This window comes from Acinetobacter gyllenbergii CIP 110306 = MTCC 11365 (assembly GCF_000413855.1).
Taxonomy (GTDB): domain Bacteria; phylum Pseudomonadota; class Gammaproteobacteria; order Pseudomonadales; family Moraxellaceae; genus Acinetobacter; species Acinetobacter gyllenbergii.
Window position 1 is genome coordinate 1 of sequence record NZ_ATGG01000016.1, and the last position, 18001, is coordinate 18001.

General features: G+C 40.5%; 20 protein-coding genes. 8 read left to right on the plus strand and 12 right to left on the minus strand.

The features are described 5' to 3' along the window. A partial coding sequence (locus tag F957_RS20960; RefSeq protein WP_016660351.1) for an ESPR domain-containing protein occupies positions 1–1313 on the minus strand: 1313 nt, incomplete at its 3' end. A gap of 263 nt (positions 1314–1576) precedes the next feature. Between F957_RS20960 and F957_RS21130 the strand changes: the two genes are divergently transcribed. From F957_RS21130 to F957_RS10365, 3 genes are all read left to right on the plus strand, one after another. Continuing rightward, positions 1577–1927: a LuxR C-terminal-related transcriptional regulator gene (locus F957_RS21130; protein WP_081401620.1), complete on the plus strand. Its 351-nt coding sequence runs from the start codon at positions 1577–1579 to the stop codon at positions 1925–1927. Between the two features lie 54 nt (positions 1928–1981). Continuing rightward, positions 1982–2581: a phage tail protein gene (locus F957_RS10370; protein ID WP_016541151.1), complete on the plus strand. Its 600-nt coding sequence runs from the start codon at positions 1982–1984 to the stop codon at positions 2579–2581. A gap of 732 nt (positions 2582–3313) precedes the next feature. Then, entirely contained in the window at positions 3314–4015 is a 702-nt protein-coding gene (locus F957_RS10365; protein WP_016541150.1) for a response regulator transcription factor, read from the plus strand. Positions 4016–4192: 177 nt separating this feature from the next. On the opposite strand, the gene gspM is transcribed toward F957_RS10365, so the two are convergent. From gspM to F957_RS10340, 5 genes are read right to left on the minus strand one after another with little or no spacing between them, the layout of a single operon-like run. After that, on the minus strand, positions 4193–4672 hold the full coding sequence (gene gspM / locus F957_RS10360) for a type II secretion system protein GspM (protein ID WP_016541149.1): 480 nt from the start codon (positions 4670–4672) through the stop codon (positions 4193–4195). Next, positions 4672–5811, minus strand: coding sequence for a type II secretion system protein GspL (gene gspL, locus F957_RS10355; RefSeq protein WP_016541148.1), 1140 nt, complete (start codon positions 5809–5811; stop codon positions 4672–4674). The genes gspM and gspL overlap by 1 nt, the downstream gene beginning before the upstream one ends. A gap of 39 nt (positions 5812–5850) precedes the next feature. Continuing rightward, positions 5851–6306 (minus strand): SixA phosphatase family protein, encoded by a 456-nt coding sequence (locus tag F957_RS10350; protein WP_016541147.1) that lies wholly within the window; start codon positions 6304–6306, stop codon positions 5851–5853. A 57-nt stretch (positions 6307–6363) separates the two neighbouring features. Beyond that, positions 6364–7437 carry an NAD(P)H-dependent glycerol-3-phosphate dehydrogenase gene (locus F957_RS10345; protein ID WP_016541146.1) on the minus strand — a complete coding sequence of 358 codons (1074 nt, stop codon included), beginning with the start codon at positions 7435–7437 and terminating at the stop codon, positions 6364–6366. 48 nt (positions 7438–7485) lie between these two features. Beyond that, positions 7486–8064, minus strand: coding sequence for a nitroreductase family protein (locus tag F957_RS10340; protein WP_016541145.1), 579 nt, complete (start codon positions 8062–8064; stop codon positions 7486–7488). A gap of 252 nt (positions 8065–8316) precedes the next feature. Between F957_RS10340 and F957_RS10335 the strand changes: the two genes are divergently transcribed. Then, entirely contained in the window at positions 8317–8700 is a 384-nt protein-coding gene (locus tag F957_RS10335; protein WP_016541144.1) for a hypothetical protein, read from the plus strand. 48 nt (positions 8701–8748) lie between these two features. Here F957_RS10335 and F957_RS10330 read toward each other — a convergent pair whose 3' ends face one another. Next, on the minus strand, positions 8749–8994 hold the full coding sequence (locus tag F957_RS10330; protein WP_016541143.1) for a hypothetical protein: 246 nt from the start codon (positions 8992–8994) through the stop codon (positions 8749–8751). A gap of 154 nt (positions 8995–9148) precedes the next feature. After that, on the minus strand, positions 9149–10336 hold the full coding sequence (locus tag F957_RS10325; RefSeq protein WP_016541142.1) for a phosphoglycerate kinase: 1188 nt from the start codon (positions 10334–10336) through the stop codon (positions 9149–9151). A gap of 139 nt (positions 10337–10475) precedes the next feature. Between F957_RS10325 and F957_RS10320 the strand changes: the two genes are divergently transcribed. Together F957_RS10320 and F957_RS10315 are read left to right on the plus strand one after the other, a co-directional pair. Continuing rightward, the gene (locus tag F957_RS10320; protein ID WP_016660352.1) at positions 10476–10859 is read left to right on the plus strand and encodes a DUF2237 family protein; all 384 of its coding nucleotides are present in this window, start codon (positions 10476–10478) and stop codon (positions 10857–10859) included. Then, entirely contained in the window at positions 10859–11452 is a 594-nt protein-coding gene (locus F957_RS10315) for a Maf family protein (protein WP_016541140.1), read from the plus strand. The genes F957_RS10320 and F957_RS10315 overlap by 1 nt, the downstream gene beginning before the upstream one ends. A gap of 42 nt (positions 11453–11494) precedes the next feature. Here F957_RS10315 and F957_RS10310 read toward each other — a convergent pair whose 3' ends face one another. Further along, positions 11495–12985, minus strand: coding sequence for an MFS transporter (locus F957_RS10310; protein WP_016541139.1), 1491 nt, complete (start codon positions 12983–12985; stop codon positions 11495–11497). Between the two features lie 127 nt (positions 12986–13112). On the opposite strand from F957_RS10310, the gene F957_RS10305 reads away from it, so the two are divergent. Next, positions 13113–13697: a TetR family transcriptional regulator gene (locus tag F957_RS10305; RefSeq protein WP_016541138.1), complete on the plus strand. Its 585-nt coding sequence runs from the start codon at positions 13113–13115 to the stop codon at positions 13695–13697. 12 nt (positions 13698–13709) lie between these two features. Next, on the plus strand, positions 13710–14228 hold the full coding sequence (locus F957_RS10300) for a GNAT family N-acetyltransferase (protein WP_016541137.1): 519 nt from the start codon (positions 13710–13712) through the stop codon (positions 14226–14228). Here the strand turns inward: F957_RS10300 and F957_RS10295 are convergent. The 3 genes from F957_RS10295 to F957_RS10285 form a co-directional block, all read right to left on the minus strand. Continuing rightward, positions 14225–15478, minus strand: coding sequence for a serine hydrolase domain-containing protein (locus F957_RS10295; RefSeq protein WP_016541136.1), 1254 nt, complete (start codon positions 15476–15478; stop codon positions 14225–14227). The two genes, F957_RS10300 and F957_RS10295, sit on opposite strands and share 4 nt — an antisense overlap. Positions 15479–15559: 81 nt before the next feature. Continuing rightward, positions 15560–16414 (minus strand): MaoC family dehydratase, encoded by an 855-nt coding sequence (locus tag F957_RS10290; protein WP_016541135.1) that lies wholly within the window; start codon positions 16412–16414, stop codon positions 15560–15562. Between the two features lie 143 nt (positions 16415–16557). Continuing rightward, on the minus strand, positions 16558–17949 hold the full coding sequence (locus F957_RS10285) for a 3-oxoacyl-ACP reductase (RefSeq protein WP_005316327.1): 1392 nt from the start codon (positions 17947–17949) through the stop codon (positions 16558–16560). Between the last annotated feature and the right edge of the window lie 52 nt (positions 17950–18001).

Below are 18001 nucleotides of genomic sequence, written 5' to 3' on the forward strand. Positions count from 1 at the left end.
CCTTTTACACCCTGTGCACCTTGAGCTCCTGTCGCTCCGATATCTCCTTTATCACCCTTATCGCCTTTGTCTCCTTGGACACCTTGTGCTCCTGTAGCACCAGTATCACCTTTTACGCCCTGTGCGCCTTGAGCACCTGCCGCTCCGATATCTCCTTTATCACCCTTATCGCCTTTATCTCCTTGGACACCTTGCGCCCCTGTAGCACCAGTATCGCCTTTTACACCCTGTGCACCTTGAACTCCGACATCCCCTTTATCACCTTTATCACCTTTATCACCTTGTGCTCCTGTTGCACCAGTATCACCTTTTACACCCTGCGCCCCTGTAGCACCAGTATCGCCTTTTACACCCTGTGCACCTTGAGCTCCGACATCTCCTTTGTCACCTTTGTCTCCTTGGACACCTTGTGCTCCTGTAGCACCAGTATCACCTTTTACACCCTGTGCACCTTGAGCTCCGACATCTCCTTTATCACCCTTGTCACCTTTATCTCCCTTATCGCCTTTAAGTGAGGTTAGCCATTGGCTTTGGGTACCGACATATCCACCAGCGACTGCTAATTCATAAGCACTTTTACCATCTGCACCAGCCCCAGTCGGTATTGCATCAATCTGACTTTGTAAACTAGTCAACTTCGTATTGACTGCAGTAAAAGCACTCCCAATATTGCTATAATTAGACCCTTGAATCGTATATGTTGGTCCTGAAAAAACGCCATTATTAAAACCAGCGCCTCCTCCAAAAACACTTGCTAGCGAATTTAATTGCCCGAAGTTAACCGCATCATTTGCAGACGTTCCATTTGTTAAATTTGTAATTTTATTATTATTAAAAGAAATCGTTCCGTTACCCGCCGATCCACTTAAAGAACCTTTAGAAGTAATACCTCCTGCTCCAACTTTTAGCGTATCGGCATTGACTGTGACATCAAAATCATCATTTACTATTTTGTCGTCAGAAATTGGTGAATTGTTATAACAATTGATGGCTCCCCAATATTGCTGACTCACAATAGAATTTCCGTGCGTTGTAGCAGCAATCCCTGGATTAGTATTTGCACCTTTTGCGCCACATGTGATCACTTGTTCCGCAAAAACCTGCTGAGTTATTAACGTTGATATGCAAACCCCTAGAGCAATAACAATTGGTTTTAAGCGCAATGTTTCTTGAGGTTTATCATTTTTGAAAGTTTGAGAATCTTTTCTTACATGACCTATTCGACTTGTTTTATGTTCACTGGTTGCATTTTCAGAAACAACAACCACACACCCTAGAGATCTACTCCAAATTTTTTTAAAGATAGTATTCATATTATTCCCTTCATTTTGTGAATATAACCACATAAATTAGAGAACATTTTTCGCACAAATGAATCATTGAAATTTGGTAGAAAAATTAAAAAAACTTCAAAAAAATCGTCTAAATAACAAATTTCAATGATGTCAAAACATCTTAATTTATCTTTAATAACTCAACGCTACGGAGCAACTTTTTTTTAACAACGATAGATAAAAAGGATTCAAAATGGAAACTACAAGTCAATTAAGCAAACGCGAATGCCAGATTTTTTTAAATGTTGGTACATGGCTATCGTATTAAAGAAATAGCGAAAAAAATTCATATCAGTGAACGAACCGTTACCACGCATCAAGAAAATATTTATCAAAAGCTTAATATCCACCATCGCGCCAGTTTAATTCAGTTTTCCCCCTACTATTCTGAATTTCTAACTACCCTCTCACCAAGAGAACACACTATTGCTCAGCTCTTAGCTCAAGATCTTTGTAGTACAGACATTTCACTACGATTAAATCTAAGCATAGAAACGATCTACAGCTACAGAAAATCAATCAACCGAAAATATAAGTGCATTCAAATAAAATACGATGTTTTGGGGATATTCACCCTAGAAGAATGCCATTAAATTAAAACTACAAAAACATCAACAACATGTCTTAAAAACTAAAAGGGGAGAAATATGAGCGCCGACCCATATCTTGGTGAAATTATACTCGTTCCATACAACTTCGTCCCAAGAGGATGGGCTGCATGTAATGGACAACTATTACCAATTGCTCAAAATCAAGCGCTATTTAGCTTATTAGGTACGACTTATGGGGGGAATGGGGTGAGCAATTTCGCCCTACCAAACCTAGGTGGTCGTTTCGCACTTGGAGTAAATAGTAATTTTCAAATTGGCCAAACAGCTGGTAGTCAAACCACGACTCTAACCCTCAATAATTTGCCTGCACATAATCACCTTATTGCAGCTCAAAATATTAATTCGACAGTATCCTTAACACCACAAGCAAGCGGACTCGGTGGAAGCAGCAGTGATCCAAGCAATGCTGTTTGGGCAAATGCCAATGATTCAAGTACAGGGAGTGTATATGACACTTTTACTCAAAGTACAAACTCATTGGTGAATATGAAGACAGTCGCTGGAACAGCTCAAGTCTCCCTACCACAACAAACCACATCATTCACAGGGGCTAACCAACCTGTTGATATTACCAATCCTTATTTGGCTTTGTACTACATCATCAGTTTAGAAGGTATCTACCCTTCTCGCCAATAAAACAATTTAAAGACATCGATTTTCAATCTTAATGCGATCTCATCTGGTCGCATTAGGATTTGTTGTGGACACCAGAAACCACAAAAAATGGGGCGAATTTTGGAAAAACCATCTAAGTATGAGCGATCACTTTTATAAATATTAAAGGAAGTAAAAATCTTGAGCGGATGTCAATGTGCCCTACAAGTAGTACCAGACTATACAAAAGTTGGCTTTAATGGTGAAGGTAGCGATAAATAACAATGATCTGCTATTAAATCAACGAATACGATTGAGTCAGTACAAAACCAACTGCGTAGTACAAATGTAGCGGCATTAGGCCCCAGCGCATGTATCCATACTTCTTATCGCCATGGAGATGTATGCTTTGACTTTCCTATCTTTGGAAATGTTTGTGTAAGTATCGCTATTACTTAGTACTCCCGTAAGTGCCAGTTAATGTGTCTGTGGTGATGCTTGTACCACATGGGGCGTTCCAACTGGTCTCAAAATTATGCTCTATGTAAATGATCAGCCGCTTTAGAGTGCAACAGTCGCTAAAATCTGCTAATAAGCATATGACGGTCATATTCAAAACAGGCTTAATATTAATTAGGCCTAATTCTAAAATTATAAAGATATTTTTTAAAAACTATTTAAAGAATCTAAACACTTAAAATTATTTAACAATAATGATAGAAAATAAATATTTCACGCTTATAATCATAATTATTTTTAAAAAAAGAAAATATTATGATCTCACAAGCAAGGGCAATAGAAAACTCCTTAGAGACACACGCTTCCAGTTTTATACCGTCTGCACCGGTATTAATTGCTGAAGACGATAAAATAATTAAAAAACGATTAAAAAACATATTAACAGAGCTTAATTATAAAAATAATGATTTGATTTTTTCAGAAAGCCTCCATCACTCCTTATTAATTGCACAAAATCAAAATATCTCTTTTGCATTAGTCAATTTAAGTTTATCCGATGGAGATGGAACGAAATTAATAAAAAAATTAAGACAAAAGAACACCACTATTCCAATTTTAGTTATCTCAGCATTGAACACGAAAGAGGCTGTTTTAAAGGCAATACAAGCTGGTGCAACAGGTTACCTGCTTAAAGAGCGTGATGATTTCGAAGTGCTAATGTCGATTAAACAAATTTTAAAAGGGGGACTACCAATCGATCCCTTTTTAATTCAAATGATTTTATCAACAGAAATTAAACCCTCACCTACAAGATCAAATATGACGGAAACTCTTTCTGCTAGAGAGTTAGAAATTTTAGAACTTGTAACACAAGGCTTAAATAATCAAGATATTGCAAACTCACTTAGATTATCACGTTACACCATTGAATCTCACTTGCGTAATATTTATGGAAAACTTTCTGTAGACAGTCGCTCAAAAGCAATTAATATTGCTTATTCATTAGGTTTGTTTTAACGAAAAACAATTAAGAAAAATAAAAATAAAAAAATAATTAAAAACAAAATAATTCAACAATTAAAATAAAAAAGGGCGTCAATTTGATAAAATCAATCGCCCCAACTCAAACATTAATATCAGACATCTAAAATGATCAACTAAAAATTTAGCGCATAACCAAAACACAGATAAATACTATTGTACTGTTGCCGTTAATTTAATCTGATTATTATTAGACACCATATCCATTTTTTGAATACTGATGCCTGCTTGTGACAGTTGCATCAAAAAGTTAGCCAATACCGCATAGTTTTGATGTTCAGCCACCAGCTGGATTTGTTCTCCATTTTGTTGCGAAGACACAGCCAAACCTTGTTGTTGTGCAGTACGTTGAATTTTATCCGCTACAGTTAAACCTGAATCGCCAGCAGGTTTCATGGTCGCCGCATTACTCTGCATCCACACGGTAATATCTTTTAAATCGTTTAAACGCTTCTGTTGCTTATCTGCCAAGGCATGCATTTGCCACAAAGAAAAGCCAATGACAGCAACAATCACAAAAATTGTGGTAAAAATTACCATTACCCGTTCTCGAACAGATAAACTTTGTAGATATTCATTTAATGCTTCAACTTTCTGATCGAAGCTGTTTTGTAATCGAGTAAATGCTTTCATTATTTTACTTTCACCACCCCGATCGCCCCAACACTATCCGCCTGCACATTACCGAGCTCGGCTTGGAAACCCTGTTGGTTTAATTGTTGCGTTAATCCTTGTAAATCGTCTGCAGATTTTGCTTTAAGTGACATTGCCAAAGTCGAAGCATCATAACTCACCTGTTGCGCAACAATTTGTTTTTGCATCAAGATTGGACCGACACGGCTTAATAATGAAAGTGCTTGTGTATCACCTAACTGACTCATCCGCAGTTGCGCTTCAAACGAGCTTTTCAGGTTTTGCTCAGTCACTCGTATATTTTCACCAAACCAAGCTTTATATTGCTCAATCGCTTGAGTTGCAGTTTGATCAGCCACTTTTTTCAGCTTTGACCAACGTAGAGCGTCATACCCCAGTTGTACGATAATCACGGCCAATAATACGACTGCAGCAGCCTTCCAATAACCTGACCATTGCGTTTCTGCATTTTTTGCTTTGGGTAAAACATTAAAAGGATGCTGTTTCGGTCTTAATAACGGCGCGAATTGATAACTGAATTCAGTACGCTGATCTTTGCTCGATGCCGTCGCCAAACTTTCTAACTGCCCTACATTTAAATTCGCAAATTTATATTGTGTTTCTGCAGTTTGAAACTCAAGATATAAGGCGAGGTCATCCACCGAGTTTCCTGACCAGACATTTTCTCTCACCAATAAATGATCATAAAGATTGAGCAGTACTACTTGATCCTGCTCTGGCTCAGGTGCAATCAAAAAGTCAGGTAAGAATGCTGTTATCTGGATCGGCAAAAGACTGAGTGCATGTTGCCATGTTTCAATCGAATATTGTGCGACACCCAAGATGTTAAGCTGATCATTTTGAAAATGATGAACCACTTTCATTTGATCAATTGGCAGGGTCACAAACTCTTCCAAGAGGTATTTAACACCTTCCTGTCCCAATTGTTTGTAATGCACTTTGGTCATAGGTTGTTGTAATAATTGTGCATTTCGGCTTGGAAAATAAACCACAGCCTCTTTTCCATGATGCTCTTGCAAGTCCTGAATCAACTGTTCAAGACTTTGTGCCTGCAACCAATTTTCCCCTGCCGACCAATACCATGTTCCATTGGTTTCGGGCATCCATAAATACAGCATCGGTGTTCAGTACCCTTATCCTATTGAGGATAGATAAAATTATAATGTTGGTGTAAAACGATTCTTTTGCGTCGATAAGCCATTCGCAATCACCGCTTGATCATAAATACGTGCTTCGGCCAATGCAAATGGATTAAAATTTTCATGAGTCAATTGTTCTGCAATATGCGCCACAACATTCATATGACAAACCACTGCAATTGACTCATAGGGTAATTTTGACAACCATTCGATTGCATCTTTGGCATCATCATCGGGTTTAATCTTATCGCAAATTAGCACAGGAATACCGTGAAAATGTGCTTTGATGTGAGCCAAAGTTTCCTGAGCACGTAATAGAGGACTCACCACAAAGATTTCAGGTTGAATCACATCCATTAAGAAGTGTCCTGTTTGCTCAGCTTGTTGATGTCCACGCACTGTTAATGGACGCTGCATATCATTTCCATTAATAGCTGGAGATGCTTCACCGTGACGAACTAAAGTTAACTGCATAAAACGACCTTATTTTTTATTCCTATATCATAACCAAGATTGATGACAGTTTTTTGATTAGACTTCTTGATGCGGTAAAACAAATTCCACATCACTGCGATGCCCATTTTTCATCAAAGACAATGCAATGGTCATTGGCGGTGCACCTTCAAAAATCACATCATACAATGCATTGGTAATCGGCATATACACATCCAGTTCTTCGGCTTTGGTTCGCACCTGAACAATGGTATTAATCCCTTCTGCCGTCTGACCAAGCTCTTTGGTCGCTTGATCTAGGGTTTTCCCAGAGCCTAACGCAAAACCAATTTGATAATTACGACTTAGTGGGCTGTTACAGGTGGCAAATAAATCACCGACACCAGACAGACCGAGGAAAGTCAAAGGATTAGCCCCCTGCTTCACCGCAAAACGGCTCATTTCTGCCAAAGCACGGGTCAAAATCATGCTCTTGGTATTTTCACCAATCTTATACGCACCGCCCATACCCATGGCAACTGCATAAATATTTTTTAATGCACCACCCAATTCAACACCATGTACATCATCACTACCAAATACGCGGAATAATGCACTGTGCAGCGCGTGTTGAACGGCATAACGGACTAACTCCGACTCACTGGCAATCACCGTCCCAGATGGCATGCCTGCCATGATTTCTTTGGCAAGGTTTGGACCTGATAGTACCCCATAAGGCACTTCTGGTAATTCAGTGCGAATGATATCACTCATAAAACTAAAGGTTTTTGCTTCAATCCCTTTAGTCAATGAAACGACTGCTTGTGAGCTAATAAACGGTGCAATTTGTTTTAATACATCACGGAATGAATGACTTGGAATCGCAACCAGAATAATGTCACGATCACGCACAGCAAGCTCTAAATCGGCAACCGCACGTAACCCCTGTTCCAATGGATAATCAGGTAAATAACGTTTATTGATATGCGTTTGATTAATTTCTTCGGCAACAGCAGCGTCACGAATCCAAATCATGGTATCGCAGCCATTTCTGGTCGCTAAATTTGCCATGGCCGTACCAAAACTACCACCACCTAAGACGGTAATTCTTAATGCTGTTTTCTGATCTACGGCAACTGGCTCGACCAAATCGCTAAAATTTAACTCTGACATTTTTTATCCTGAAACGAATTTCTTTCTTTAATAAATGGCTGAAAAAGCTTAGCTCGCTTGCCATTCTTTTACAAAATCTTGGCTACTTATTTCTGCTCTTGGTGCAATCGCTTTAGCTGCCGTACCAATATAAATAATCCCTGAAATTAAATCCTGTTGTTTCAAACCTAACTGCTGTTTTAGCCAATTCGATTCAACCACAGCACCAGAACGCCACATTGTTGCAAAACCTTGTGCTTGTAATGACAGCAAGAAGTTTTGAATTGCCGCACCCGTACTTAAGATCTGTTCAAAATGCGGAACCTTAGGATGATCTTGAATCGTTGTTAAAGCTAAAACCAATAATGGTGCACGGAAAGGATGCTGTTTAACTCGATCAAGCTGCGCTGGATCAACTTCACCCAAGTCAGCCAAAGCTTTAGCTAAATGCTCACCAAAAGCCGCACGCTGTTCAGGTGTAATAATCACGAAACGGGTTGGTTTCAAACGATGATGATCAGGCGCAGTCAGTGCTGCCTGCACTGCTTTTTCGAGTTGTTCTGTATTTGGCGCTGGCTCAATAAGTTGTCCAATAGATTGACGTTGATGAATATTTTGATGAATTGTCTCTATATTTGAGTCCGTCATTGAAATGAATCTAACTAACACAAGGATGGCGCTAGATTAGCATAATCTGAATGATTTCCACTATGCTTTCTTCGTGCTTGTATCAAGTGTATTTATGGATTTTGGTAGCTAAATTGAAAATACTATTAATGCTAAATCCATCATTCATCTGAAAAAATTAACAGAGTCCCTGCATAAACTGTACAGAACCTGCAAAAGCGCTCAGAATTTCTGTGTTCAAATAATACAATTAAACAGCAACTTGAGAAAAACATGAAAAAAACTTTCATCATGAGTTTACTGGGTGGTTTAACCCTTGGTTTAACAGCGTGTGCATCAACACCAACTAACACATTGGCGATCCAGAAAGAAAATAATCAATATGAAGTGACTGGTATTGGTAAAACCAGCTTAATTGCGAAAAATAATGCAGTTACTGCTGCTCAGAAAACCTGTACCCGTAACACCTCCCCAGTCGTTGTAGATGAAAAAACTGCATACCAAGGGGTATTAAAAGGTGTTGTCGATGAACAAACAGGTAAAATGGTTGAGGCAGCAGCAGGCGTAATTGGTACGATTACTGGTAAAAATGCCTCTTTAGCAAAAGATGATGATTATCAAACGACCTTGACTTTCTACTGTAAAGCCAACGCGTAAACACAAAAAAGCCGATGTAGATACATCAGCTTTTTTGTGCTTTGTCACTTAGTGCGCTTCGCTCGCAGCGACTTCAGATGCTGCACCTTGCTCTGCAACATCAGTATTGTTTTCATCTAAATTCGGTTTATCAATCGCATCAATTGCAGCTTGTTGCTCTGGAGTCGTTTGTGTTGTTACAGCAGAAGCTGCTTGATCTTGCTGTTCAGCATTTTTCACTTCTTCTTTCTTTGCACATGCAGTCAGCATAATTGGAGCAATAATAAGAGCGGCAAGGGTTAATTTAAATTTCATCACGGCTTTCCACAGTTACTTGGTTAACTTATGACAAGCATATTTCAGATATATGACATTTTGATGACGACAACGTTGTACAAAAGTAAAAAGAGCCGATAAACATCGACTCTTTTTGAAATATCTTTTGACTAATCAATTCATTGAAACTTGATTATGCACGCTCAAGAAGAACTGCAACAGCAGGTAAAGTTTTGCCTTCTACGAACTCCAAGAATGCACCACCACCTGTTGAGATATAACCAATTTGATCAGCAACTTGATATTTATCAATCGCAGCAAGCGTATCACCACCACCCGCAATTGAGAAACCAGCAGATTCAGCAATTGCCAATGAAAGTGTTTTAGTCCCTTCACCGAATTGATCTACCTCAAATACACCCACTGGGCCATTCCAAAGAATGGTTTTTGACGTTTTTAAGATCTCTGCAAATGCTTTGGCAGTTTCAGGACCAACATCCAAGATCATATCGGTATCAGTTACATCAGCAACGTTTTTCACCACAGCTTGAGCGTTTGCCAATGAACCCAAGAAGTCTTCAAAGTTGATTTGGCTTGCATCAGCAACCACAACATCTGTTGGCAATGGAACACTTACTTTTGCAGCAATTTGTTTTGCCGTTTCGACCAAATCAGCTTCATAGAGTGATTTACCAACGTTATAACCTGCTGCTGCAAGGAAAGTATTGGCAATACCACCACCAACAATGAGTTGATCACAGATGCTAGACAATGAATTTAAGACGTCAAGTTTAGTTGATACTTTAGAACCTGCAACAATCGCAACCATTGGTTTTTCTGGGGTTTGCATTGCACGACCAAGTGCATCTAGCTCAGCAGCCAATAAAGGACCTGCTGCTGCAATTGGTGCAAAACGTGCTGCGCCTTCAGTTGAAGCTTCTGCACGATGCGCCGTACCAAATGCATCCATCACGAATACATCACATAAAGCTGCATATTTTTTTGCAAGTTCTTGGTTATTTTTCTTTTCACCATGGTTGAAACGAACGTTTTCAAGTAAAACCACTTGACCCGCAGCAACTTCAACGCCATCTAAATAATCTGTGAATAATTTTACATCTTGACCTAATGCTTTACTTAAATAAGCAGCTACAGGTGCAAGTGATTGTTCTGGCTTTGGCTCACCTTCTACAGGACGACCCAAATGAGAAAATACCATCACTGCCGCGCCTTTTTCTAAAGCCGCTTTAATTGTAGGCAATGCTGCACGTAAACGTGCATCACTGGTAATTTCCCCATTTTTTACAGGAACGTTTAAGTCTTCACGAATAAGGACACGTTTACCTGCTAAATCAAGATCAGTCATGCGCTGAAAATTCATGGATGGCTCTCTAGTTGATTTTAAAAACGGCGTAATTTTAAATGATTCTCTGAAATAAAGGTGAGTTTTTTTGCAGAAAAGCTGCCGAAAGCTTCAGATTTGATTATGATAATCGGGATCACTAAATTTTTATATTATTATGTCTATTCATCCAGATCCTAAAATTAATCGTTTAAACGTCCTTGGCGAACCTTTAGCCAGCTGTTGTTATGACCCAATCACAGGGTATTTTCGTAATGGTTTTTGTCACACGGCGGTCTCCGATCTTGGTCAGCACACCATGTGCGCGCAAATGACTTCTGAGTTTTTAAATTTCTCACAAAAAGTCGGCAATGACCTGATCACCCCCTTACCTGAAGTGGGCTTTCCAGGGCTTAAACCAGGTGATTTCTGGTGTATCTGTGTGACCCGTTGGGTTGAGGCTTATCAGGCGGGACAAGCGCCACCGATTAAATTGAATGCTTGCCACAATGCCGTTCTACATTATGTTCCTTTGAATATTCTTGTGGAATACGCGGTCTAATGTACCAACCTGAACTAATTTTGGCTTCAAGCAGTCAAACCCGTAAAGATCTGATGGATCGTTTAAGGCTCGATTATCGCTGTATTTCACCTGATATTGATGAGTCAGCAGATGGTGAAGTACATGCCGATGATTTAGCCAAGCGACTGGCCTATGAAAAAGCCCGTGTCATTGCGCAACAACATCCTGATGCGATTGTGATTGGTTCAGACCAAGTGGCTTGGCGTGAACATGCCCCCTATGATTTTATTGGTAAACCTTTAAGCCTTGAAAATGCTATTCAGCAATTACAAGCCAATTCGAGTCAAACCGTATTTTTTAGTACCGCACTCAGTGTTCAACATTTGCAATCTGGCTTTGAAACCACACTGGTTGAGCATTACCAAGTCAAATTTCGTCAGCTGACATTGGCTGAAATTGAGCGTTATATTGCAATTGATCAACCCTTGCATTGTGCGGGCAGCTTTAAATGTGAAAGCTTGGGGATTAGCTTATTTGAAAAAATGGTTGGTGATGATCAAACCACCTTGATGGGCTTACCCATGATTCAACTGTGTAAGATCTTACGTCAGTTTGGAATAAGTGCGCCTTAACAAACACCCTGACCTAAACTTAATTTAGATCAGGGTCAATCATTATTCCTCAACCACGGTGACTCTTTTTGGTAAAGCAAACCAAATAAAAATCGACAGAATCAAGAACAATAATGCAGCCACATTCAATACGGAACGATGCGATTGGCTAAAAGCCTGTTTCGCTGCTTGAATCAAATGTTCAGCAAGCGTTGGCTGTAATTGTTTCGCCGCTTGAATCGCCTCTCCAATTGAACTACTCGCCTGTTGCAGCATGTTATTCGGTACATCACTTGGAATCACAATCGAGTTGGCATAGAACCATGAGAGCATCAGACCAAAAAATGCAATGCCCAAACCTGCACCTAACTCATATGCCATCCCTTCAATCGCACCCGCAGCTGTCGCTTTACTTGGTGGAACAGAGGACATAATTGCTGAAGTTGAAGAAAGTAAGGCAATTTCCACACTCAAACCTAATAACACCATCCATGCCCATGCGTGGATTTGTGCTTGCATAAAGTCGGTATTGGCCAAGCCCCACAGACTGATCGCACTCATCAGCATACCCAGTGAAGCCACAGAACGTAGACCAAAACGGTTCACCAACAGACTGGCAATTGGACCACCTAAACTAATCGCAATCATGAACGGTAAAATAAATGCCCCAGCAGCCAATGGCGAAAGCTGATACACAAATTGCAGCTCTTGCGAAACCAACAGCTCAAATCCTACCAAAGCCATCATTGATACAATTGCCATGACCACACCAGTCGCAATAACGGGGTGTTTGAACAATTGAATATCAATCATTGGTGATTTTGATGTTAACTGCTGACGAATAAAGCCAACCAACAAACTAAAACCAACGGCAAAAATTAAAATCGACCACACAGTAAAGCCATGCATCACCGATTTCACTGCATAGATCATACTCAGGATGGCGATCACTAAGACCAATGCTTGTAACAAATTGAGATTCTGTTTTGGCTGACCTGTTTGTTTTGGAATCAAAAATGCTGCCAATACCACCACGGTGATCATGATAGGCACATTAATCAGGAAGACTGAGCCCCAGTGGAAATGCTCAAGCAAAAAGCCACCGAGTAAGGGACCAAAAGCTGCACCACCGCCACCGACTGTTGCCCAGATCCCTAAAGCAAAGTTGCGTTGTTTTTCATCCAGAAAGGTATTGCGAACTGCCGATAAGGTTGCAGGCAGAATCATTGCTCCACCTACCGCCAATAAAGCACGCGAAGCAATCAATACCAATGCTGTTGGTGAGAATGCGGCTGCCAATGAGGCAAGACCAAATAACACCGCACCAATGATCATGAGACGTTTATAACCGATACGATCACCTAAGGCACCCATCGGTAAAATCAGCCCGGCCATGACCAATGAATAAATATCAATAATCCATAGCAGCTCATTGGCTGAAGAAGAAAGCGACTCGCTTAAAGTAGGTGTCGCCACGTGTAAAATGGTTGCATCAATCGCGACAGGAATATAGATCAATACAACAATTGCAAGAATTAACCACTTGCGTGACATAAATGCCTCTAAATTGGACAACTGTTCAAATTGGCGTTATTATAACCAAAATTGAACACTTGTCCAACTTTTGGATTTAAGTGAGTTTGTTTCTGATTTGTATATGCTGATAGGTGCTAGAGAAAGAATGGCTTATTTGAACCGTGAACAACGCCGTGAAATGATTTTGCAAGCCGCCATGCAGGTTGCCTTAAACGAAGGTTTTTCTGCGATGACGGTTCGCCGTATCGCCACTGAAGCCCAAACCTCAACAGGGCAAGTACATCATCACTTTGCCTCTAGCTCACATCTCAAAGCTGAAGCTTTCATTAAACTGATGCAGCAATTGGACGAAATTGAAAATCAGGTCCAGACTGCCAATTACCTACAACGTCTCTCATTATTTCTTGGGTGTGAGAATATTGAACAAATCCAACCCTATTTACGCCTTTGGAACGAAGCAGAAGTTTTAATCGACCAAGATCAAGAAATCAAACTGGCTTATAATATCGCCATGCAGGATTGGCACCACTCCATTGTCCGTATGATTGATGAAGGCCAAGCACACGGCGAGTTTCAATTTGATACGAATAGCCATGACATTGCATGGCGGCTCATTGCATTTGTTTGCGGTCTTGAAGGTATTTATAAATTAGGTTTGCTGGGGTTGAATGAGACTGATTTTAAGCGTCATACCGAAGCCATTATTCAAGCCGAACTATTTAAAAAGTAAAATGAGTAATAAATGATGCAACCAGCACTACACACATCAAGACTCGATTTATACCGATTTAAAATGGATGATCTGATTGACATCTATCCTTGTGTAACAACAACTTTAACACGTTATATGGCATGGGAACCTGCGCAGAGCTTTACTGAACTCGAACAGATTGGGCAAACATGGCTGATCGCCGAAACCAACCATACAGATCGCCATTTTGTGTTACGGAATAAACAAGATCAGGTCTTTATTGGCTTAATTGGCGTACATCATTTAGATAACCCAACACCCGAATTAGGATTATGGATTCGAGAAGATTACCATCAACAAGGCTTTGCTAAAGAAGCCTTGTTTGAAGTATTCAAATGGGCTTCTTTGCATCTCTCCGCGCAATATTTCTTATATCCTGTTGCCATCGAAAATCAGCCGAGCCGTAAACTGGCTGAATTTTTAGGTGGAACAGTTGCTGCACATAAAACTGAAAAGAAATATGATGCCGTGATTTATCATATTCCGCCCTATCAAGCAAAGTCCAATTAGAACCAGCCTTTGCGACCTGTTAATCGTTCATCTGCACAGCGTAGCGTTTCTTGGCTCAAGCCCCATAGACGATAATCCCCTGTTGCCGAGGTTACGTTAAAGTTATGCGTATAAGCAAAACTTAGTTCACGATCATAATCACACCACGCACCTGAACCATTAAAGCCCACATGTCCAAAGCCATGTGGCGCACGTTTGCCCATGGTGAGAATGCGGTGATATCCCAAACGCCAATGCATTGGAATCGGCATTACGCGATCACGCGCTTTACTTTGTACGGTACTAAGTTGCTTAAATACCTCTGGACGAATCAGTTGCTGCCCTTGCCATTGTCCTTGATTGGCCAGCATGGCATAGACTTTTGCCAAACTATCCGCAGTAAATACGCCATTGGCCGCAGGAATGACAGCTTGCAATCCTTCATCACTGTAGAAACTAAAATTGCGCATGCCTTTAGGGATCATGGCATCCTGAAAATCTTGTGGGTTTTGACCTGAAAGCTCTAATAATCTTTCTGATAAAGATGCTTTACGTGGGGCATTGTTTTTCTTGCTTTGTGGCGCACTTGTTGATGGTGCTTTTGGTTTTTCCAATAAACGAGCCACTCGACCCAATTCTGAAGCTGGTGTACCAAAATACGCACCATCCAGCTCAAGCGGTTGCACCAGATAACGTTGCATTAGCCAACTTAAGGGTTGTTTAGCTGCTTTCTCGATCACACCACCCAAAATCCAACCATAGGTCAAAGGCTGATAAGCAAAACTTTGTCCTGCTGCAAAACGTGGTGTCGCTGCTGCCATAACCTCCAACATATGTGACCAGTCCAGCATTTCTGTTGCAGTTTCAATGCTATTGCGAATATCAAATAGACCACTTTGATGAGACAGGACATGACGTAGCGTAATATTGGCTTTGCCATTCTGAGCAAACTCAGGCCAGTAATAGGCAATCGGCTGTTCATAATCCAGCACCCCTTCACTGACCAATATATGGGCAAGTGTTGCCAGAATACCTTTTCCGGTTGAGTAGCACATCGCTAAAGTATCGGATTGCCAATCTTCTTGTTGAGATTTCTTACCTGTGAAAATATCAACCACTTTTTGACCTTGGAAATACACCACCAATGCCGCACCACCTTGCTGGCTACGCGCATCTTGCAAGCGACTAAATTGGCTTGCTAAATCAATAAAGCGTTCATCAACACTGCCATGATAATGGTGCGTATCGGCAAATAGTATTTCTTTAATCACAGCTCAATTCCTTATGATATTTATGTTTTTTATAATCTCCCTGTTGTGAACAACAGGGATCATTTGCACTAGATGATGGTATTAAAGGGCTTTTACTGTACCCGCAACATGTGGCTTTTTCGATTTCACATTACGAATTAAGAAGTCGGTCTGTTTTGGCTCAGCTGCAGTTAAAAACTCTACTGTAGAAGGTAAGAACATCGGTAACTTGAACCAAACATCGGCCTCATAAGCCGCTGGCAACTCAATACTTGCCAAAGCTTTAGCTTTACTCCACATCCCATGTGCAATCGCCTGTTTAAAGCCAAACGCTTTTGCAGTCACAGCATGGATATGAATCAAGTTAAAGTCACCCGAAATCACGGCATAACGACGGCCTGTATTTTCAGAAATATTCCATTCTGCTTGGGGCTGGTAAGCAGGTTCTTTCACTTCTTTGGCTTTTTCAGTCGCTTTTTTCTCTGTTTTTTGGCGTGATAAATAAGTGGTTAAACTTTCCATCACCACTTCACCACCGACTTTTGCAGTCGTGATGAAATCAAACTGCAAACCTTTGTCATGTGGTTTTAGCTCGCCAAACTTGCACGATAAAGTGATTTGCTCATTCACAGCAATTTTTCGAGTTTGCTTGATTTGGTTACGAATATGCACCAATCCTAAGATTGGGAATGGAAATGCTTCACTGGTCATCATGTGCATTTGCAGACTTTGCGACAAAACTGCCAAATAGATTGCTGGCACGAAACCATCATTTTTAAAACCACAAATCTCGTTATAGCTTTCTAAATGCTTGGCATCAATTTTAAGTGTATCCACCACATATTCAACCTGTGGCAATACCTTTTCGCCCTTTGGCTTTTTAAAAATCAGACCTTGAATGACTTTTGGATAAGCTAAATAAGGTTTTGGCAACTGACTAAAATGACGTGTATTCATAATAAACCTTTCAATATTTTAGGAATCCTCCCCAACCCTCCTTTTATAAAGGAGGGAGCTTCCACAAATTATACAGGTTTTAATTTTCAGGAATTCCCCTCTTTTTAAAGAGGGGTTAGGGGAGATTTTATAGCTTTAAGTTCTTACGCACCTAACAAGCTTTGACCGCAGACACGAACAACGTTACCAGTCACACCAGTTGAACCTGTTGATGCATACCAAGCAATTGCTTCAGCCACATCTACAGGTAAACCACCTTGGTTCATCGAGTTCATACGACGACCTGCTTCACGAATCGCGAATGGAATCGCGGCAGTCATTTGTGTTTCGATAAAACCTGGTGCAACCGCATTAATGGTAATCCCATTCTTCAATGTCGGCGCAGTAAATTTAACCAAACCAATGACACCTGCTTTTGACACAGCATAGTTAGTTTGACCAAGGTTACCTGCGATACCACTGATTGATGATACACAAACGATACGACCATTTGCATTTAAACCATCATGAGAGAGTAAGTAATCGTTAACACGCTCGATTGCAGACAGGTTAATGTTAATTACAAGATCCCAAAGCTCTGGCTTCATATTTGCCAAAGTTTTGTCACGGGTAATCCCTGCATTATGCACGATCACGTCTAAACCGCCTTGTTTTGCAGCAGCAGTTTTGATTTTCTCACCTGCATCGGCAGCAGTGATATCGATTGCCAATACTGAACCACCAATTGAACCAGCAACACGCTCAAGATCGGCTTGTTGTTGCGGAACATCTAAACAAATAACATGCGCACCATCACGCGCCAATACATGCGCAATCGCTTCACCAATACCACGACTCGCACCAGTCACTAATGCTGTTTTACCCGCAAGTGGCTTCGCCCAATCTAAATCAACCACATCTGCTTTAGACACACGGATCACTTGACCAGAGACATAGGCAGAACGCGGTGAAATCAAGAACCGTAAAGTCGATTCAAGGTTTGCTTCTGCGCCTTGGTCTACATAAACCACTTGTGCAGTAATACCTTTTTTGAATTCTTTACCAACCGACTTGATAAAGCCTTCAAGTGCACGTTGTGCAATCGCTTGTTTGACTGTTTTGGCAGTTTCAGGTGTGGTACCAATCACGATCACACGGCCTGAACTTGAGATTTGACGCGCGATTGGATTGAAGAAGTCGTATAACGCTTTTAATTGTTCTGAATCTTGAATACCAGATGCATCAAATACAACCGCTTTAAATTTAGATTCTTTGTCATCGGCATTAAGAGGACGAAGATTTAAACCGACCTTTGCAGCCGTTTGTTGTAATTCAACATTATTACCGACATAGCTATCTGCATGAATATTACTCAAAACTTGAGCAATCGCAGCAGAAATCGTACTAGATGGTGCTGCGCCAAGCAATACTGCACCATTTACAACTGGTTGAGCACTTTCAAAACGATCTAGTGCTACTGGTGATGGTAAACCTAGGTTTTTTACGACAAACTTACCTAAAGGTGATTGTGTAAATGCTTGGTACTGATCAGTCATGGTTATTATCTCTCATACAAATGAATTTGTTACAAACACATGAATCATGTTG